Source organism: Streptomyces sp. NPDC002784 (genome assembly GCF_053592135.1).
Map to the genome: position 1 here is coordinate 115,053 of NZ_JBSFVD010000005.1, position 19,237 is coordinate 134,289.

General features: G+C 71.3%; 18 protein-coding genes and 2 pseudogenes. 5 read left to right on the forward strand and 15 right to left on the reverse strand.

The genetic code is table 11. From position 1 onward, the window contains the following. The 13 genes and pseudogenes from ACWD1Z_RS12575 to ACWD1Z_RS12635 all read right to left on the reverse strand — a co-directional run bounded on the left by ACWD1Z_RS12575 (position 1) and on the right by ACWD1Z_RS12635 (position 15,092). Positions 1-1,503, reverse strand: a complete 1,503-nt coding sequence (locus ACWD1Z_RS12575; protein WP_451118012.1) for a glycoside hydrolase family 43 protein — start codon at positions 1,501-1,503, stop codon at positions 1-3. 128 nt (positions 1,504-1,631) lie between these two features. Further along, a pseudogene (locus tag ACWD1Z_RS12580) lies at positions 1,632-2,655 on the reverse strand (ABC transporter permease). Then, positions 2,652-3,614 (reverse strand): ABC transporter permease, encoded by a 963-nt coding sequence (locus ACWD1Z_RS12585; RefSeq protein ID WP_451118013.1) that lies wholly within the window; start codon positions 3,612-3,614, stop codon positions 2,652-2,654. Before ACWD1Z_RS12585 ends, ACWD1Z_RS12580 begins: the two are co-directional and overlap by 4 nt. Then, complete coding sequence (locus ACWD1Z_RS12590; RefSeq protein WP_451118015.1) at positions 3,607-5,166, reverse strand: sugar ABC transporter ATP-binding protein; 1,560 nt, start codon at positions 5,164-5,166, stop codon at positions 3,607-3,609. Before ACWD1Z_RS12590 ends, ACWD1Z_RS12585 begins: the two co-directional genes overlap by 8 nt. Before the next feature lie 72 nt (positions 5,167-5,238). Continuing rightward, positions 5,239-6,336: an ABC transporter substrate-binding protein gene (locus tag ACWD1Z_RS12595; protein ID WP_451118016.1), complete on the reverse strand. Its 1,098-nt coding sequence runs from the start codon at positions 6,334-6,336 to the stop codon at positions 5,239-5,241. A gap of 224 nt (positions 6,337-6,560) precedes the next feature. Continuing rightward, positions 6,561-7,577, reverse strand: a complete 1,017-nt coding sequence (locus tag ACWD1Z_RS12600; protein ID WP_451118018.1) for a LacI family DNA-binding transcriptional regulator — start codon at positions 7,575-7,577, stop codon at positions 6,561-6,563. Between the two features lie 166 nt (positions 7,578-7,743). Beyond that, entirely contained in the window at positions 7,744-8,823 is a 1,080-nt protein-coding gene (locus tag ACWD1Z_RS12605; RefSeq protein WP_451118020.1) for a sensor histidine kinase, read from the reverse strand. Then, a complete protein-coding gene (locus ACWD1Z_RS12610) occupies positions 8,816-9,499 on the reverse strand; it encodes a response regulator transcription factor (protein ID WP_451118022.1) in 684 nt (227 codons plus the stop codon). The genes ACWD1Z_RS12605 and ACWD1Z_RS12610 overlap by 8 nt, the downstream gene beginning before the upstream one ends. Before the next feature lie 934 nt (positions 9,500-10,433). Continuing rightward, positions 10,434-11,138, reverse strand: coding sequence for a VanZ family protein (locus ACWD1Z_RS12615; RefSeq protein ID WP_451118024.1), 705 nt, complete (start codon positions 11,136-11,138; stop codon positions 10,434-10,436). A gap of 85 nt (positions 11,139-11,223) precedes the next feature. After that, positions 11,224-11,766: a GNAT family N-acetyltransferase gene (locus ACWD1Z_RS12620; RefSeq protein WP_451118026.1), complete on the reverse strand. Its 543-nt coding sequence runs from the start codon at positions 11,764-11,766 to the stop codon at positions 11,224-11,226. A gap of 85 nt (positions 11,767-11,851) precedes the next feature. Continuing rightward, positions 11,852-13,210, reverse strand: coding sequence for a M20/M25/M40 family metallo-hydrolase (locus tag ACWD1Z_RS12625; protein ID WP_451118028.1), 1,359 nt, complete (start codon positions 13,208-13,210; stop codon positions 11,852-11,854). Further along, positions 13,207-13,644, reverse strand: coding sequence for a hypothetical protein (locus ACWD1Z_RS12630; RefSeq protein ID WP_451118029.1), 438 nt, complete (start codon positions 13,642-13,644; stop codon positions 13,207-13,209). The genes ACWD1Z_RS12625 and ACWD1Z_RS12630 overlap by 4 nt, the downstream gene beginning before the upstream one ends. Beyond that, positions 13,641-15,092: an APC family permease gene (locus ACWD1Z_RS12635; protein ID WP_451118031.1), complete on the reverse strand. Its 1,452-nt coding sequence runs from the start codon at positions 15,090-15,092 to the stop codon at positions 13,641-13,643. The genes ACWD1Z_RS12630 and ACWD1Z_RS12635 overlap by 4 nt, the downstream gene beginning before the upstream one ends. A 190-nt stretch (positions 15,093-15,282) precedes the next feature. Here ACWD1Z_RS12635 and ACWD1Z_RS12640 point away from each other — a divergent pair, with 190 nt between their 5' ends. The 3 genes and pseudogenes from ACWD1Z_RS12640 to ACWD1Z_RS12650 form a co-directional block, all read left to right on the forward strand. Beyond that, a complete protein-coding gene (locus ACWD1Z_RS12640) occupies positions 15,283-15,474 on the forward strand; it encodes a hypothetical protein (RefSeq protein WP_451118033.1) in 192 nt (63 codons plus the stop codon). Then, a complete protein-coding gene (locus tag ACWD1Z_RS12645) occupies positions 15,471-15,653 on the forward strand; it encodes a hypothetical protein (RefSeq protein ID WP_451118034.1) in 183 nt (60 codons plus the stop codon). Before ACWD1Z_RS12640 ends, ACWD1Z_RS12645 begins: the two co-directional genes overlap by 4 nt. Positions 15,654-15,755: 102 nt before the next feature. Next, positions 15,756-16,124 (forward strand): annotated as a pseudogene (locus ACWD1Z_RS12650) (alpha-amylase); the annotation flags it as partial. Positions 16,125-16,169: 45 nt separating this feature from the next. Here ACWD1Z_RS12650 and ACWD1Z_RS12655 read toward each other — a convergent pair. Next, positions 16,170-16,565, reverse strand: coding sequence for a RidA family protein (locus tag ACWD1Z_RS12655; RefSeq protein ID WP_451118036.1), 396 nt, complete (start codon positions 16,563-16,565; stop codon positions 16,170-16,172). 140 nt (positions 16,566-16,705) lie between these two features. Between ACWD1Z_RS12655 and ACWD1Z_RS12660 the strand changes: the two genes are divergently transcribed. Both ACWD1Z_RS12660 and ACWD1Z_RS12665 read left to right on the forward strand, forming a co-directional pair. Continuing rightward, a complete protein-coding gene (locus ACWD1Z_RS12660) occupies positions 16,706-17,683 on the forward strand; it encodes a helix-turn-helix transcriptional regulator (protein WP_451118038.1) in 978 nt (325 codons plus the stop codon). Positions 17,684-17,824: 141 nt separating this feature from the next. After that, positions 17,825-19,027, forward strand: a complete 1,203-nt coding sequence (locus ACWD1Z_RS12665) for a glycoside hydrolase family 64 protein (protein ID WP_451118040.1) — start codon at positions 17,825-17,827, stop codon at positions 19,025-19,027. A 19-nt stretch (positions 19,028-19,046) separates the two neighbouring features. On the opposite strand, the gene ACWD1Z_RS12670 is transcribed toward ACWD1Z_RS12665, so the two are convergent. Further along, positions 19,047-19,211 (reverse strand): hypothetical protein, encoded by a 165-nt coding sequence (locus tag ACWD1Z_RS12670; protein WP_451118041.1) that lies wholly within the window; start codon positions 19,209-19,211, stop codon positions 19,047-19,049. Positions 19,212-19,237 lie beyond the last annotated feature (26 nt).

A 19,237-nucleotide genomic window follows, 5' to 3' on the forward strand; every position in this document is an offset into this window, starting at 1 on the left:
TCACTGCGCCGGGCTCACCGCCACGTTGTCGAAGGACGCGGCGGCGTCGAAGACGCGGACGCCGTTCGCGCCGCTGCGGTAGGTGCCGTCGGTGACGGAGATCCTCGGTGTCGTCATGTCGTCGACGTACACCTTGATCGAGGAACCGACGGCCGTGACGCGCAGCCGGTGGGTCGAGCCGGGCGCGATCGGCATCCGGGCGGTGCCCAGCTCGGTCCAGCTGTCGTTCGCCCGGCCCAGGACCACCTTGCTGCTGGGGCTGAGTCCGGCGTAGTAGCCGGAGTAGCTGTCCCAGCCGACCGACGGCCGGGTCACCCGGAAGGCCAGCCCGGCGTCACCGCCGCCCGACGTGACCGTGACCTCGGCGTCCTGGGTGAAGTCGGCGAAGTTCGTGTCGAGCAGGGCCTTGCTGCCCAGCGACTGGTTCACCCGGTAGCGCCCGTCACCGGCGGACCAGGACCCGCCGTAGGTCTTCCAGCCCAGCGCGTTGCCGTCGGCGAAGTTGTCCTTCACCTGCATCTGCACCCGGCGGATGGTTCCGTCGGCGTTGAAGTGGAGCCGGTCGTAGGCGAGTTGGCGATGGTTGCCGTCGGTCTCGCTGAGCGGGCGGCGGTGGTAGACGATGTACCAGACGTCGGTGCCGGGCACGTTGACGACGGAGTGGTGGCCGGACCCCCTGGCGACGGCCGGGTCCTGGGCGAGCACCTTGTCGATCTTCCTGAACGGGCCGGTGGGCGAGTCGGACATGGCGTACGACACCGAGTAGTCCGGGCCGGTCCAGCCGCCCTCGGACCACATCAGGTAGTACCTGCCGTTCCGCTTGAACATGAAGGAGCCCTCGGTGTAGTTCTCCGGGGTGATCTCCTTGTAGGCCGTCCCGTCGGCGAAGGTGCCGAGGCTCGTCATGTCCGGGTTGAGCTTGACCACGTTGGCGTGGTGCCAGCCTCCGTAGTACATGTACGCCTGACCGTCGTCGTCGATGAAGACGTCCTGGTCGATGGGCTGGGCGCCGTTGTGGAACTGCGAGATCAGCGGCCGGCCTACCGCGTCCTTGTAGGGGCCCTCGGGCTTGTCCGCGACGGCGACGCCGATGCCGCCGAGCTGGGAGTTGTTCTGGATGTCGTTGGCGGCGAAGTACAGGTAGTACTTGCCGTTGCGTTTCACCGGCGCCGGGGCCCACAGGGCGTACTTGGCCCAGGGGATGTTCGCCGTCGACAGCACGTTCGGGTGCTTGGTCCAGTTGACCAGGTCGGTGGAGGAGAACGCGTCGAGGTACGTCTGCTCGGAGTAGGGCTTGGAGGTGGTGGGGTAGACCCAGTAACGCCCGTCGTAGATCTCGGTGTCGGGATCGGCGTACCAGCCGTCGACGAAGGGGTTGCCCGCCTCGGACGTGCCGTACACCGGGGCGGCGACGGCGGCGGAGGGCGAGAGCATGGCAACGAGCCCGCCGACGAGCAGCGCGGCACAGGACTTGCCGAGGATCCCGGTCGATCGTGCGGTCATGGCTGGACCTCCGAGGAGTGGGGGGGGGGACGGCTTGGCCGCCGCGTACTGCGCGCGGCCGGCCGGGGGGAACCGGACGCGGCGGCCGGGGGGCCGGGGGGAGGCACGGCCGCCGCGTCCGGGGCTCGTCACATCAGTCGGCGTCTGCGGCCCAGCCAGGTCTGGGCGATGACGACAGACGCCGCTGACGACTTGCTGGTAGGAGGAGTCGAGCGAACCGATCTGGTTGATGACGTTCTGGATCACCTTGAGGAGCAGGACGCCGACCAGGGAGCCGCTGACGTAGCCGAGGCCGCCGGTGAGCAGGGTGCCGCCGATGACGACGGCGGCGATGGCCTCCAGCTCCATGCCGTTGCCGACGATGGTGACGCCGGACGCCAGCCAGGCCGCGTTGAGGGCGCCGGCCAGGCCGGCGAGCAGTCCGGACAGGGCGTAGACCAGGATTTTCGTACGGGCCACCGGGGCGCCCATCAGGGCCGCCGCGTCCTCGTTGCCGCCGACGGCGTACACATGCTGCCCGAAGCGGGTCCGGCGCAGGACGACGGCGCCCGCGACGAACAGCGCCAGCGTGATCCACACCGGGTTGCCGAGGCCGAGGGTGCTGCCCTGGCCCAGTTCGGCGAGGAAGGAGCCCTTGCCGATGAGGTAGGTGTCGGCGCCCTCGTCGGTCATCGCGAGCATCAGGCCGCGCGCGCCCAGCATGGCGGCGAGGGTGACGATGAAGGGGGCGAGCCGGGACCGGGCCACCAGCAGGCCGTTGACCACGCCGATCAGCCCGCAGGCCGCGAGGGGCAGCAGCAGCGCCACCAGGGTGCCGTGGCGTGATCCCCAGGCGGCCAGGACGCCGCCGAGGGCGAAGAGGGAACCGACGGACAGGTCGATCCCGCCGGTGATGATGACGAAGGTCATGCCCAGGGCGACGATCGCCAGGAAGGCCGAACTGGTCGCCATGTTGGAGAGGTTGTCGCCGGTGGCGAAGGAGTCGAAGGAGAACGACGCCACCAGGGAGACGAGCGCCAGCACGGCCAGCGCGCCGTGCTGCTGGACCAGGGCGCTGAGGCGTTCGGCCCGGGCGGAGCCGACCGGCTCGGCGCCCTCCTTCTGTTCGATGCTCACGGTGGTCACGGGCGTGTCCGTCCCGGTGGCGGTCATCGCTTCCCCCGTCCCCGCGCCGCGTAGACCGCGGCGACGATCACCATGGCCTGCGCGATCTGCGTCCAGGACGGCGGCAGGTCGTGCTTGATGAGCGTGGCCGTCAGGAGCTGGATGAGGACGGCTCCGGCCACGGTTCCCGCGATGTTCACGCGGCCGCCGGTCAGCGGGGTGCCGCCGACCACCACCGCCGTGATCGCGGACAGTTCCATCAGATTGCCCAGCGAGGTCGGGTCGCTGGCCTGCAGCCGCGCGGTGGCCAGGACGCCCGCGACCGCCGCGAGCAGCGCGCACACGACGTACACGACGATCAGCACGCGGCGCACCGGCAGACCGGCGAGCTGCGCCGCGGGGCGGCTGTCGCCGATGGCCAGCAGCTGGCGTCCGAAGGTGGTGCGGCGCACCACGAACGCGACGAGCAGCGCCAGGGCCGAGGCGATCAGGAACAGGTACGGCACGCCCAGGACGTCACCGGAGCCCAGGGAGGCCAGGGCGGGGTTGCGCAGATCCTCCAGCTGCGGGAGGAGCACCAGGGCCAGGCCCCGGCCGCCGACCATCAGCGCCAGGGTGGCGACGATGGGCTGGACGCCGATGAACGCCACCAGCGCTCCGTTGGCCAGTCCGACGCCGGCCGCGAACAGGGCGACCATGAGCAGGGTCGGCAGGAGGCCGTAGCCGAGGTAGAGGGCGGTGACGGAGGCCGCCAGCGCCATCACGGCGCCGACGGACAGGTCGACACCCTCGGTGCCGATGACCAGGGCCATGCCGAGCGCGACGATGATGACGGGGGCGACCTGGACGGCCTGGGTGCGGAAGTTCTCCGCGGACAGGAAGTGCGGGGTGATGAGGACGTTGACGACGAGCAGCACCGTCACACCGGCGTAGGCGCCGTAGGTCTGCAGCCAGTGCGGCAGGCGGTCCTTGTCCAACGGGACGGTGCGCAGGGTGGCTTCAGCCATCGGCGGCCGCCTCCTCGTCGGCGTCCCCGGCGGGGTCGTGCCCGGCGATCGTCCGCATCAGCTTCTCCTCGGTGACGTCGTCGCCGCTCAACTCGCCGACGACGGCGCCGTCCTTCAGTACGACCACGCGGTCGGACCCTTCGATCAGTTCCTCCAGGTCGGAGGAGATGAGCAGGACGCCCAGGCCGTCGGCGGCCAGTTCGTCGACGAGTTTCTGCACCTCGGCCTTGGCGCCGACGTCGATGCCCCGGGTGGGTTCGTCGAGCAGGAGCACCTTGGGGTTCATCGCGAGCCAGCGGGCCAGCAGCACCTTCTGCTGGTTCCCGCCGGAGAGTTCCCCCGCCTTCTGATGCGGTGAGGACGCCTTGATGCGCAGCCGCTTGATGAAGGTGTCCACGACCGCGTCCACCCGCGCCTCGGAGACCAGGCCGAAGCGGGACATGCGCGGCAGTACGGCGAGGGCGATGTTCTCCCGTACCGACAGGCCCGGCACGATGCCCTCGCTCTTGCGGTCCTCGGGCAGCAGGCTGACGCCGGCCCGGATGGCGGCCGGCGTGGAGCCCGCGCGCAGCGGCACCCCGGCCACCGTGACCGTGCCCGAACGCGGTTGCAGGGCACCGGCGATGGTCTTCGCCGTCTCGGTACGGCCGGAGCCGAGCAGACCGCCCAGGCCGACGACCTCGCCGGGGCGGATGCTCACCGAGACACCGTGCAGCTTGTGCGAAACCGTCAACTCCCGCGCCTGAAGCACCGGTTCGGCGTCGCTCGCGCCGTGCTCGCCGGTGAACTTGGTCAGGCCCTCCGTGCGGACCTCGCCCAGATCCCGGCCGAGCATCGTCGACACCAGCTGGAGCCGGTCGAGCCGGGCCAGTTCGCCGTGGTGGACGCGGCGGCCGTCGCGCAGCACGGTGACGGTGCCGCACACCGCGTACAGCTCGTCCAGCCGGTGGCTGACGTACACGACCGCGATGCCCGCGTCGCGCAGGCGCCGTATCACCGCGAACAGGGTCTCCACCTCGCGCGGTTCCAGGGAGGAGGTCGGTTCGTCCATGATGACGATCCGCGCCTCGGTGGCGACGGCCCGCGCCAGGGCGACCATCTGCTGGGCGCCGACGCCGAGGGTGCGCAACGGGCGGCGGACGTCCACCCGCACGCCGTAGCCGCGCAGGGTCTCCTCGGCCTCGCGGTTCATCCGGGACAGGTCCAGCACGCCGAGGCGGTTGCGCGGCTCGCGGCCCAGGAAGAGGTTGCGGGCGACGCTGAGCAGCGGGATGAGGTTGACCTCCTGGTAGATGGTGGAGATGCCCGCCTTCTGCGCCTCCAGGGGGGTGCCGAAGGAGACCGTGCGGCCCTGGAAGACGATCTCGCCCGCGTCGGGCCGGTACACACCGGTGAGGAGTTTGATCAGGGTCGACTTGCCGGCGCCGTTCTCGCCGATCAGGGCGTGCACCTCGCCGGCGCGCAGGGTGAGGTCCACGTCGTCCAGGGCCCGGACGCCGGGGAAGGTCTTGCTCAGTCCGCGGACGGCAAGGACTTCGGCGGGGGGTGCCACCTGTGCCTCCAGGATGTGGGGAAGGGTTGCGGGGGCGGAAGGGGGCCCGGCTCGACGGGCCCCCGGGGCACGTCAGTACGCCTTGCCGATGTCGCTCTGCGCGTTGGCCTCGTCGTAGGCACCGTCCTCGATAACGATGTCCTGGGCGACTTCCTCACCCTGGGTGAAGGTCTCCAGCGTCTGGAAGGCCAACGGACCGAAGCGCGGGTTGGACTCGATGACCCCGCTGATCCAGCCGTCCACGATGCCCTGGACGGCGTTGCGGGTGCCGTCCACCGTGACGATCTTGACCTCGCCGGCCTTCTTTCCCGCGCCCTTCAGCGCGGCGACCGCGCCGAGGCCCATCTCGTCGTTCTCGGCGTAGATGCCCTTGATCCCGGGCTTGGACTGGATGAGCTGCTCGGTGACCTGCTGGCCCTTCTCGCGGGCGAAGTCGCCGGTCTGCTCGAAGACGACCTTCAGCTCGGGCGCCTTCTCCGCGATGCGGTCCTTGAAGCCCCTGGTGCGCTCGGTGGTGACGTTGTTGCCCGCCGAGCCGAGCAGGATCGCCACCTCGCCCTTGCCGCCGGTCGCCTCGATCATCTGGTCGGCGGCGCGCCGGCCCTGCTCGACGAAGTCGGAGGCGATGAAGGAGACGTAGTCCTTGCAGGCCGTGGCGTTGATCTTGCGGTCGATGGTGACGATGGGGACCTTCTTGGCGGCGGCGGCCTGGAGGACCGGGTCCCAGCCGTCGGAGTTGAGCGGGGCGATGACCAGCAGGTCGGCGCCCTTGGCCAGCAGATCCTGTACGTCGCTGATCTGCTTGGAGAACTGCGACTGGGCGTTGGCCGTCAGCAGTTTCACGCCCCGCTTCTTCGCCTCGTCCTTGATGGACCGCGTCTCGGCGATACGGAACGGGTTGGCTTCCTTCTCGGACTGGGAGAAGCCGACGGTGGCGTCCTTGAGGTCGAGCTTCTCGGCACCGTAGGCGTCGATGGTGCAGGTCTTGCCGCCCGGCGCGGGCGAGGCGACCTTCTGTTCGGCGTCCGCCGCGGACGCGGAGGAGGTGTCGGCGCCTGCCGCGTCGTCCTCCGACTTCGCGCAGGAGGTGGCGGTCAGGGCGACCGCGGCGGCGAGGGAGACGACCACGGGACGGGCGAGGAGGCGACGGCGGTGAGTGGTGCGCTGCATGGTGACCCCGATCCGGGCGACGCTGGAAGGGAATGGGGGAGGTGGTGAACGGACGAAGACCGAGCGGATGCCGAGCACAGTGGTGCTTCTCCCCCGGCGGGAAAGGTTGTTCGGCCCGCCGCACAGAGGTTTTTACATCGTTGGAAGGACGCTGTAAACCCCCTGTGCACACGCCTTCACACGGGGCGCCGGGACGGAAGGCCGGCGGGGAGCGGGCGCAGGACTCAGCCCTGGGCGCGCCCCAGCGTGCTCTCCCGCTGCACCAGGCGGTAGTCCGCCCACACCCGGCGCGGCTCGGGCGGTGCCCCGTCGCCGAGCCGGGCCAGCACCGACTCCACCGCCAGCCGGCCGATGGCCTCCTTGTCCGGTGACACCGAGGTGAGCGTCACCGCGCCGAACCGCCCCTCGACCACGTCGTCGAAGCCGACGAGCGCGATGTCCTCGGGCACCCGCAGCCCGCGTTCGTGCAGGACCCGCATCGCGCCGATGGCCATCGGGTCGTTGTAGGCGAAGACCGCGTCCGGGCACCGCCCGGAGTCCAGCAGGCGCGCCATGGCCGCCGCCCCGTCCGCATGGCCCCAGCCGTCGGTGGCGGCCACCAGCGCGTCGTCGGCGGGCAGTCCGGCGGCGGTGAGTTCCTCGCGCCAGCCCCGCACGCGCAGTTGGGCCGGTTCGCTGCGACCGCGCCGGGCGCCGATGAACGCCACCTCCCGCCGTCCCAGGTCGAGCAGGTGGCGCACCGCGGCGCGGGCGGCGGCCACGTTGTCGATGGCGATGTGGTCGTAGGGCAGGTCGTAGTCCCGCTCGCCGAGCAGCACCAGCGGGACGTGCTCGGACTGGTCGCGCAGGTCCTCGGCCTCCAGCTCGATGGGGCTGAGGATGAGCCCGTCGATCACCCTCGCCCGGAAGCCCTGGCTGACCAGGACTTCCTGTTCCCGCAGGCCGCCGGTGTGGTCGAGCAGGACGATGTAGTCGTGGGCGGCGGCGGCGTCGATGACGGCGGCGGCGAGTTCGGCGAAGTAGGGGTTGCCGAGTTCGGGCAGGGCGAGCGCGATGATGCCCGTGCGTCCCTTGCGCAAGTGCCGGGCGGCGAGGTTGGGCCGGTAGCCGAGCGCGTCGATGGACCGCTGGACGCGCTCGCGCATGGCCGGTGTGACGTGCTGGTAGTTGTTCACCACGTTGGAGACGGTCTTGATGGAGACCCCAGCGTGCGCGGCAACGTCCTTGAGGCTGACCCGCACGGCAATCCCTTCACAGCGTCCCGGCCGGTGTGGCCGGTGCGGGTACGGGGTCGTCACCGTGGGCCGTGCGCCGAGTTCCCGTACGTGACTTTTACAACGTTATACAGGCGTGTTCGCCAGGCTGACAAGGTAAAGGATCGACGGCGCCCCGCCAACGGCCCGGCGCCTACGGCATGCCGGGCAGCCGGACCGTCACGACAAGGCCCCCGGTGGGGCGGGCGGCCAGATCGAGGGTGCCGTCGTGGGCGCGGACGATGCTGTGCACGATGGCGAGGCCGAGCCCGACCCCGGCATGCTCGTCGGTGCGGACGCGTTCCGTGCCGCGCTGGAAGGGTTCGGTGAGGGTCGGCACCAGTGCCGGGGGAATCGGGTGGCCCGTGTTCTCGACCCGCAGCACGCTCGCGCCGCCCTGCGCCGCGGTGTGGACGGTCACGGTGCCGCCGGTGGGGAGGTTGTGGACGACGGCGTTCTGGACGAGGTTCGTCGCCATCCGCAGCAGGAGTTCCGCGGAGCCGCTGGTCCGGGCCGCCGTGCCGGTGACGTCGAGCGTGATGCCGCGCTGTTCGGCGAGGGGCAGCAGCGTCTCGGCGGCCTCTTCGGCCACCAGGGAGAGGTCGACGCTCTCCCGGACGATGTTCCCGCGGTCGCTGCGGCTGAGCAGCAGCAGGGCCTCGGTGAGGTCGATCGCGCGGGCGTTGACGGCCTGGAGGCGTTCGATGAGTTCGCCCCGGTCCCGGGCGGGGTCCCGGCGGGCGACGTCGAGCAGGGTCTGCGAGATGGCCAGCGGGGTGCGCAGTTCGTGCGAGGCGTTCGCGGCGAACCTCCGCTGCTCGGCGACGTGCGACTCGAGCTGTTCGAGCATGGTGTCGAAGGCGTCGGCGAGTTCACGGAATTCGTCCTGGCGGCCCGTCATGCGGATGCGGTGGGACAGTGATCCGTTTCCGGCCAGCCGGGTCGCGGCCGTGATGTGGGTCAGCGGTGCGAGCATCCGCCCGGCGAGGAGCCAGCCCCCGACGAGGCCGAACGCGAGCAGGAAGGCCATCGCCCAGGCGGCGGCGGGGGCGAAGGTGCGCACCAGGAGGTAGCGGTTGGGCGAGATCCCGAGCAGGCCCTGGGAGTTGTCGGGGACGTAGCGCAGCAGGAACCACCACACCACGGCCAGCAGCAGGGCACCGGCGACGGCGAGGAAGCCCGCGTAGCTGAGGGTGAGTTTCAGCCGGACGCTGAGCCCTGGGCTCCTAGTCATCCGTACGGCCGGGGCGGTCGGTGTCGATGCGGTAGCCGACCCCCGGCACCGTGGCGATGATCCACGGCTCGCCGAGGCGTTTGCGCAGTGCGGAGACGGTGATGCGGACGGCGTTGGTGAGGGGGTCGGCGTTCTCGTCCCAGGCCCGCTCCAGCAGTTCCTCGGAGCTGACGACGCCTCCTTCGGCGGCGACGAGGACTTCCAGTACGGCGAACTGCTTGCGGGTGAGCGCCACGTAGCGTCCGTCGCGGAAGACCTCCCGGCGGAAGGGGTCCAGACGCAGGCCCGCGATCTCGCGGACCGGGGGCCGGGCGTACGCGCGCCTGCGGTCGAGCGCCCTCAGCCGCAGGACGAGTTCCCTCAGCTCGAACGGCTTGGTGAGGTAGTCGTCGGCGCCTAGCTCGAACCCGGACGCCTTGTCGTCGATGCGGTCGGCGGCGGTGAGCATGAGGATCGGGATGCCGCTGCCGGAGGCGACGATGCGCCGGGCGACCTCGTCGCCGGAGGGGCCGGGGATGTCGCGGTCCAGGACCGCGAGGTCGTAGGAATTGACGCTGAGCAGTTCCAGGGCGGAGTCACCGTCGCCGGCGATATCGGCGGCGATCGCCTCCAGCCGCAGACCGTCCCGGACGGCTTCGGCGAGGTACGGCTCGTCCTCCACGATCAGTACGCGCATGTCGGCAGCCTAGGCAGCGGGGCATATCGGGGGCGTATGCGGGAGCGGGGCACGCCGCGGAGCGCTGCCGCGGCGGGGCCCGCCTCGTCCGGAGCGCCGTAGTCCGCGACGGCCGCGCAGGCCGCGACGCGCGCGGCTCAGCTTGCCGCTTCCGGCGTGGGGGTGCGGCTCGGCTCGCCCCGGCCTGCGTCGGGCGCGGCTCAGCCCGCCGCTGCCGGCGCGGGGTGACGCTCAGGTCGCCGCTGCCAGCGTCGGGCACGGCTCAGCTCACCACTGCCAGCCCAGGGTGACGCACAGCTCACCGCTGCCAGCGCGGGGCCGGGGGGGCGGGTCGTCCCGGCCAGCCCCAGGCGCGGCCCGTGTCGCCCCGGCCAACCCCGGACGCGGCACAGGTCGCTCCGGCCTGCGTCGGACGCGGCTCAGGTTCCCCCGGCCAGCCCCGGGCACGGCCCAGGTCGCCCCGGCCAGCCCAGTGACGCACAACTCACCGCTGCCAGCGCGGCGCCGGGGGGCAGGTCACCCGGCCAGCGCAGGGCGCGGCCCGTGTCGCCCCAGACGCGGCCCAGGTCGCTCCGGCCTGCGTCGGACGCGGCTCAGGTTCCCCCGGCCAGCCCCGGGCACGGCCCAGGTCGCCCCGGCCAGCGCCGGGCACGGCTCAGCTCACCACTGCCAGCCCAGTGACGCACAACTCACCGCTGCCAGCGCGGGGCCGGGGGCGGGTCGTCCCGGCCAGCCCCGGGCGCGGCCCGTGTCGCCCCGGCCAGCCCCGGACGCGGCCCAGGTCCCCCCGAGCCACCGCCGGACACGGCCCAGCCCACCCCAACCACCGCCGGACACAGCTCAACCCACCCCAGCCACCCCCGAACACAGCCCAGCCCACCCCAACCACCCCCGAGCACAGCTCACCTCACCCCAGCCAGCCCCGGCCCCCCACTCAGCCCGCCCCAACCAGCCCCGGGCGACGCTCGTCCCGTGCCGCTTCCCTCTCGGTGTGCCACCAGCGGCGCGACGCCAGGCCGGCCAGTACGGCGCCCGCGGCGTTGACGAGGACGTCGTCCACGGAGGACACCCGGTCGAGGCTCAAGACGTACTGTGCGGTTTCCACCAGGACCGAGCAGCCCGACCCCAGCGCCAGGACCCGCGGCACGGACGCCAGCGCCGCGAACCGCATCGGCGCGAAGAACCCCAGTGCCGCGAACACCAGCAGGTTGCCGATGATCCCGAGCGGCCCCATCGTGACCAGGTCCCGCAGGGGCACCAGGCTCACCCGGGCGGGCGCGGTCCCGGCCTCGCCGCCCGGCATCATGGTCAACCACAGGAACGGCACCGTCCCGTGGACCATGCCCACCTCGGCCACCGACCTGCGCCACGCCGACCCGGCACCGGCGGCACGCCGACACCGTGCCAGCACCCACGCCGCCAGCAAGGCCACCGGCACGGTGACCAGCGTCATGAGCACCACGCCGTTGAACGTGTCGAAGCAGCCGTGCCACCGCCCGGCCATGCACGTCGGAGCGGCCATCATGAGCGGCCGCCGCAGGACGAACAAGACGCCCGCCAGGCCGAGCACGGCGAGGGCGGCGCTCACGATCCCGCGTGTGCGTCGGGCGGGCGCTGACACCGATGTGTTGTAGTCCATGCCCTCCATTGCAGGGTGAGGGCCGTTGCGGTGGCGTATGCGCTTTTCGATACGCCCGCGATACAGGCCCCCGGCGCCGGTGCCGTCAGCCCGCCGAGCCCGGCTTCCATTCCTCGGCGAGCAGACCGAGCGGCACCTCGTCCAGGAACTCCCCCATCACCCAGGCCGAGGAGCGCAGTACGCCCTCGCGGACGAAGCCGTTGCGTTCGGCGGCGCGCAGCATCGGGATGTTGTCCGACAGCGTGTCGATCTGCAGCCGGTGCAGGCCGCGCACGACGAAGCCGTAGTGGCACAGCACCGCGACCACATCGGTGCCGTAGCCCTTGCCGCGGCAGGAGGGCAGCAGCCCGAGCCCTATGTGCGCCGACCGGTTGTGGGTGTCGAGGCCCCAGAGCGTCGCGAGGCCGGCCAGCGTGCCGCCGTCCAGCTCCACCACGGAGAACGGGACGCGCCCCTGCTCCTTGTCGTCCACCCCGAGCAGCGGGTCCTTGGTGCCGGGCGAGAGCGGCCGCCACGGCCCGGCCTCGGCCCGAGACGCGCCGGCCACGTCGTCGTGGAGCTCGGTCCGCAGGACCGGGATGTCTTCCTCGTGGCGGGCCCTGAGCCCGACCTTGTTACCCCGCAGCATGCGAGCTTCCTATCCGACCGGCCCGCCGCGCGGCAATCGGATTGGAGGCCGCTGGTCCCGTGCGGTGGACGCGCCGGCGGGTCCGTCAGCGGCGGACCGATGCGGCGAACTCCCGGAGGAACAGCGCTTCCACGTGCGCCATGTGCTCGATCTCCGACGGGTCGACGCTCTCGTTGGGCGCGTGGATGAGGCAGCGGGGCTCCTCCACCCCCATGAGGATGATCTCGGCGCGCGGGTAGGTCGCGGCGAGAACGTTGCACAGGGGGATGGAGCCGCCCTGGCCGAGGAAGGCGAGCGGTCTGCCGTAGACCTGCCGCATGGCCACGCCGAGGGCGGTGTAGGCAGGGCCGTCGGTGGCGGCACGGAACGCCGAGCCGGTGCCTTCCGTCTCGACGGTGACCCGTGCGCCCCAAGGGGCCGCCTGCGTCAGGTGGTCGGTGAGCGCCGCGCGGGCGGCCTCCGCGTCGGTGCCGGGCGGCACCCGCAGGCTGACGCGCGCGCGGGCGGTGGCGGGCACCGCGGCGGCCGAGCCGACGACCGGCGGGCAGTCGATGCCGAGCACGGTGACGGCGGGGCGGGTCCAGAGGCGGTCGGCGACGGTGCCGGTGCCCATGAGGCGCACCTCGTCCAGGACGCCGGCGTCCTTGCGGAACTGGGTCTCGTCGTAGCCGACGCCCTCCCAAGTGCCTTCACAGTCCAGGCCGTTGATGGTGGTCGCCCCGGTCTCCGGGTCCCGGAGCGTGGACAGCATCTGGATCAGCGCGGCAAGGGCGTCGGGGGCGGGTCCGCCGAACATGCCGGAGTGGACCTCGCCCTGGAGGGTGTCGACGGTGACGACGAGGTTGGCGAGGCCGCGCAAAGTGACGGTCGCCGTGCCGGTGCCGACCTCGGCGTTGCCGGTGTCGCACACCAGCAGGGCGTCGGCGCGGAACTGCTCGGGGTGCTGGGCGACGTACGCCTCCAGGCCGCCGGTGCCCTGCTCCTCCGATCCCTCGGCGACGAACTTCAGCCCCACCGGGATGTCGTCGCCGAGCGCCCGCAGCGCCGTGAGGTGCATGACGATGTTGCCCTTGCAGTCGGCGGTGCCGCGGCCGTACCAGCGGCCGTCGCGCTCGGTGAGCGTGAAGGGCGGAGTGGTCCAGGCGGCGTCGCCGAGCGGGGGCTGGACGTCGTAGTGGCAGTACAGCAGGACCGTCGGTGCCCCGGGCGGGGGCGGCCGGTGGCCGATGACGGCGTTGCTGCCGTCCGGGGTCTCGGCCAGGTGGACATCGCGCAGGCCGGCCTCGGTGAAGGCGTCGGCGACCCACCGGGCGGCCCGGTGGCACTCCTCCGGCGGGTACTGGCGGGGGTCGGCGACGGAGGGGACGGCGACCAGCTCGGCGAGATCGGTTTTCGCGCGCGGCATCAACTCGGCGATCCTGGAGGCGAGTTCACTCATGATCATCGCCTCACCGTGTCGTCGGTGTCGAGGTCCTCGAGCTTGTCCTTGAACCGGTCGAGCTTGTCCGGGCAGTAGATCTCCAGGATCTTCGCCTCGGCCCGCAGCGCCTGGGCGTCGCCGATGACGGGGCGCTGGCCGACGAACGCGGCCCCGTTGGAGACGTTGATCTTCCACAGGGCGGAGTGCAGGGCACTGGCGGGGTCCTCGCAGACCAGCCCGCCGTCGGTGCCCAGCGCGCGCTCGATCGTCCCGGTGTCCGGCCGGGGATAGCCGGCCCGCTCGGCGGCGTCGGCCAGCTCGTTCGCCTTCCGGGCGCTCTCGTTGGTGGACTTGACGCTCTCGTACTGGATGATTCCGACGACGGCGAGGGCGACCAGTACGACGATCGCGCCGATGTAGATCCACTTGTGCTCGGAGGCGAACCGGGTGGGGCTCATGACGCGCTCCCCTCCGTGCGCCAGCCGGGTTTGCGGAACTTGAGGAAGGCCCAGGGGATCAGCAGGCCGAGGACGACGAGACCGCCGCCGATGATCGCGACGTACACCCCGACGCTGCCGCCGCTGAACTGCGAGGGCGGAACGAAGCCGATCGCGAGGGCCGCGACGGAGGCGAGCAGGCCCACGACGCACACCAGGCCGAGGGCGGGGACACGGTAGCCGCGCGGGTGGTCGGGCTGGTTCCTGCGCAGGCGCATGGCCGCGACGAACATCAGCAGGTAGACGATGAGGTACACCTGCGTGGTGATCGTCGAGAAGATCCAGTAGACGTTGGAGACATTGGGGATCAGGGCGTACATCAGGGCGATGACCGTGGTGACGACGCCCTGGGTGACCAGGATGTTCTGCTGGATGCCGCGCTTGTTGAGCTTCTGCAGGAAGGGCGGCAGGTAGCCCTCGCTGCGGGAGATCTCCAGCAGGCCCTTCGACGGTCCGGCGAGCCAGGTGAGCATGCCGCCCAGGGCGGCGGCCACCAGCATCACGGCGGCGATCGGGGTCATCCAGCCGATGTGGAAGTAGGAGAAGAACGCGTGGAACGCCTGCATCACACCGGCGGTCAGGCTGGTCTGGTCGGCCGGCACCACCCAGCTGATGGCGAGCGCGGGAAGGATGAAGATCAGCAGCACCAGGCCCATCGCCATGAACATCGACTTCGGGTACTCCTTCGCCGGGTTCTTCAGCGACGAGACGTGGACCGCGTTCATCTCCATGCCGGAGTAGGAGAGGAAGTTGTTGACGATCAGCACCAGGCTGGCCAGGCCCGCCCACTGGGGCATCAGATGGCTGGTCGTCATCGGCGCCGCCGACTCATTGCCCTGTCCCAGGAAGACCAGGCCCAGCAGCACGAGGATGGTGCCCGGCACCAGGGTGCCGATGATCAGGCCCCAACTGGACAGCCCCGCGAGGGCCTTGGTGCCTCGGGAGGAGACCCATACCCCGGTCCAGTACAGGACCATGATGACGAGGGCGGTGTAGAGGCCGTTGGCGGCGAGGGAGGGATCGATGACGTACGCGATGGTGCTGGCGACGAATGCCAGCAGGCTGGGGTAGTAGAAGATCGTCATCGCGAACTGGCACCACACGGCGAGGAAGCCGAGGGGTTTCGACAGTCCCTCGCTCACCCACCGGTAGACACCGCCCGGCCATCCGGACGCGAGTTCCGCCGACACCAGCGCGGTCGGCAGCAGGAACACGACCGCCGGGAGGAGGTAGAGGAAGACACAGGCCAGGCCGTACACGGCCATCGTCGGCGCCGCCCGCAGACTGGCCACCGACGCCGTCGTCATGAGAGCGAGCGTCACCCATGTCAGCACGGGTGGTGCGGCGCCTCCGGCTTCCGTACGAGCCAGTTGTCTCGGCTGGTCAGCAGGGATGTCCATCGACGCCATGAGCCCTCCCTGGGCCTGCTGGGTGTTGCTGCAACCGTCATGGAAGGCCGGGGGAAGCGCAGGACGGAGGGCTCCGTTCGGGTGACTGCCGGTCCGCCGCGACGCGGGGCCCGTGCCCCTCGAAGATGCCGGAGCCGGGGCACCGTTGCACGCTGGACGCTCCCGTGACCCAGCCGCCGGGGAGCCGGGCGTGGCGCGACCCGCACAGACCTCCGCCGGTCTCGACGAGCTGACCGCGTTCCTGTCCCGGCTGACCGCCCTGACCCTGCGCTCCTCGGGCGAGGGCGCCCATCTCATCGCGGATGCCGTCGCGGGCGCCGCCCGCGCGTACGGCGGCGACGCCTGCCTCCTCCTGGTCCCGGAGGCCGCCGCGCTAACGTGACCGCCACCGACGGCCGGACCCGGACCGTTACCGTGCGCGGCTTCCCCGAGGTCTTCCGGCTGGACCGGGCCGCCGCGCTGAAGACCCTGCTCGCCGGCGTGCGGGAGGGCCGGCTCGCCATCGCGGAGGCGCAGCGGCGGCCGGCCCGGATCGAAGCAGCGCCACCGCCGTACCCGTGATGGCTGAAACTGATCGGCATCGTGCTGTTCGCGCTGGGCTTCGCGCCGCTGATGCAGCCCACCCGGTACGAGATCGCCACCACCGCGGCTCCGGGGACCGTGACCGCCGCACTGGCCGTCGCCGCCACCCTGGACAAGCCCCTGGTCAAGCATGTGCAGCGGCTCAACCAGATCCGCCGGGCGATCCCCGCCCAGATGGGCCAGTACTCCACCGAGGGCATCTCGGGCGGCATGGCGTTCAAGCGCCGCTTCACCAGCAGCTCGACGGACAGCTTCGCGCTGGTCACCGTCACCGGCGGGGCCACCTTCACCGGCATCCCCGACGGCCGTTACGTGGACGCGGTCACCGGTGACGTCCGCCAGGCCACCACCGGCACCCTCCCCGTCGCCGCGCCCGGCAAGGGCAACCTGCGCGCCTATGTCCTCAACGGGCCCGGGCAGATCGGCACCGCCGGCCCCTACTTGAAGTGAAGCACCGTGGGTGCCGGGCGGACCGCTTCCGCCCGGCACCCGTCCTCACGCGACCGCGGTCCCCTCCAGCTCGACCAGCTGGCCCGGGACCGCCAGCCGTGTCACCCCGAGCATCGTGGTGGCCGGCGCCACCCCGGCGGCGCCCAACCGCGCGGCCAGCACGCCGTAGTGCGGGAACAGCAGGTCGACGTCGGTGGTGTACACGTTGAGCCGGACGAGGTTCGCGAGGGACATGCCGGCCTCGCCGAGCACGGCCTCCAGGTTGTCGACGCTCAGCGCCAACTGCGCGGCCATGTCCCCTTCGTGCTGGGGCTTGCCGTCGCCGCTCATCGCGGTCTGCCCCGAGCAGTACAGGGTCCGGGTGTGCCCGGAGACGAGCTCACCTTGGTTGAAGCCCATCTCCACCGACCACGTCACCGGGTTGACCGCGGTTCGTTCCACTGCGACATCAGCTCCATTCGACTCATGGGAAGTACGTCCGAACGTCCACCGGCGCGGCAGCCGCCACGGGTGAAGTCCGTGCTCAGGAGCCTGCCGACAAAACATGACACCCTCGGTCATGTATTCGGTAGGGTCCTGGTATGCGCGCCGATCGGCTGGTCTCGCTGGTTCTGTTGCTGCGTCAGCGCGGCCGGACGACCGCGGACACGCTCGCCCGCGAGCTGGAGGTGTCCACCCGTACCGTGCTGCGCGACATCGAGGCACTGTCCGCGGCCGGCGTCCCGGTCTACGCCGAGCGCGGCCGGCACGGCGGGTTCGCGCTGCTGCCCGGCTTCCGGACCGAACTCACCGGACTGAACCACGACGAGGCCCTTGCCCTGCTGACCGCCGGATCAGGGCGCGCCGAGCAGCTGTTCGGCCTCGGCTCGGCACTCGCCTCTGCCATGCGCAAGGTGGTGGACGCCCTGCCCGAGGACCATCGGGCCACCGCGAGCGACGCGGCCCAGCGCTTCCTCGTCGAACCGGAGACCGATCTGCTCTCCCGGCGGCCGGCCACCGACGAGGTGCCCGACAGCACAATGATCGAAATCCGGCGGGCGGTGCTCGCCGGACACAAACTGCGCATCCACTACGAGGCCACCGACCAGGCACCCCGGTGGCGCACGGTCGACCCGATCGGCCTGGTCACCGTGCGCGACCGGCGCTACCTGCTGGCCACCCGCTCCGGCGCGGACCGCACCTACCGGCTGTCCCGCGTACGCGCCGCCGAGGAACTCCCCGAACCGGCCCAGCGAACCGACCGCGTCGACCTGGACCGGGCCTGGCGCGAGCGCTGCGCGCAGTTCCTCTCCAGCGACCACCTCGCCGTACGGGTACGGGTGAAACCGGAGCGACGCGAGGACCTGCTGAGCCACGCGGTGGCCGTCCGCGCCACGGAACCCGACACGGACGGCTGGCTCCGCCTGGAGGTCACCTTCCAGGACCTCCGCCACGCCGAATGGGCCCTGTGGCAACTCGGCACCGACGCGGAAGCCTTGACCCCCCAGTCGCTGCGCACTTCCCTGCACCACCGCGCAACAGCCCTGGCCGCCTGTTACGGGACTCGGCAGGAGAGCTGATCAGCTCCGCGGCGCGAAGAATGGCGCACGCATTCCCCTCGCCGCCCCCATTGACATGCACCCGCCCCCCGCAAGACATTGAGAGCGCTCTCACAGTGGTCCGGACCAACCCCCACAGCCGATCACCTCCAGGAGACACGCATGTTCAGAGGCCTCAAACGCCGCCTGCCCGCGCTCGCCGCGGCGGCCGCCCTGCTCGGTGGCATCCTGACAGCCGCGAGCCCCTCGACGGCCGCCGCCGCGGTGCCCGCGACCATCCCGCTGAAGATCACCAACAACTCCGGCCGCGGGGACGCCGTCCATGTCTACGTCCTCGGCACCTCCCTGACGACCGGTCAGCTGGGCTGGGCCGACGCGAGCGGCATCTTCCACGCGTGGCCGGCCGGCGGCAATCCGCCCGTCCCGGCACCCGACGCGTCCATCCCGGGGCCCGCCGCCGGACAGTCCAGGACGATCAGCATCCCCAAGCTCGCGGGCGGCCGCATCTACTTCTCCTACGGCCAGAAACTCGTGTTCAAGCTGGCCACCGGCGGTCTGGTGCAACCCGCCGTGCAGAACCCGTCCGACCCCAACCGCAACATCCTCTTCAACTGGTCGGAGTTCACCCTCAACAACGACGGCCTGTGGATCAACAGCACCCAGGTCGACATGTTCTCGGCCCCCTACTCGGTCGGCGTCCAGCGCGCCGACGGCAGCGTCGCCAGCACCGGCCGTCTCAAGTCCGGTGGCTACAACGGGGTGTTCGCGGCCCTGCGCGCCCAGCCCGGAGGCTGGGGCGGGCTGATCCAGACCCGCTCCGACGGCACCGTGCTCCGGGCCCTGTCCCCCACCTACGGCATGGAGACCGGGGCGCTCCCGGCGAACGTACTGGACGACTACATCAATCGCGTCTGGCAGAAGTACGCCACGACCACACTCACGGTCACCCCGTTCGCCGACCAGCCGAACACCAAGTACTACGGCCGGGTCTCGGGCGGCGTCATGAACTTCACCAACTCCTCCGGGGCCGTCGTCACCAGCTTCCAGAAGCCCGACGCACCCAGTGTCTTCGGCTGCCACCGCCTCCTGAACGCCCCCAACGACCTGGTGCGCGGGCCGATTTCACGCACCCTGTGCGCGGGCTTCAACCGGTCCACCCTGCTGACCAACCCCAACCAGCCCGACACCTCGGCGGCCAACTTCTACAAGGACGCGGTGACCAACCACTACTCCCGGATCATCCATGAGCGGATGGTGGACGGTAAGGCCTACGGCTTCGCGTTCGACGACGTCGGCCACCACGAGTCCCTGGTCCACGACGGCAGCCCCCGGCAGGCGTACGTCACCCTCGACCCGTTCTCCTGAGCGGCAGAGCCGGCGGGGGTCAGCCCCGCCGGCCGGTGCCGTTGCGCCGGGCGTTGTTGTACACGCGCAGCAGATGCTTGGCGACCGGGCACGGCACCGAGTCCGCATGACACTGCCGGCACGTGCGCAGGTGCTGTTCGTAGTCGGTACGGGCTTGCTGGAGGGCATCGCCTTCAGTGGGCATCGCAGTCCTCGAAATTGCTTGCGGAG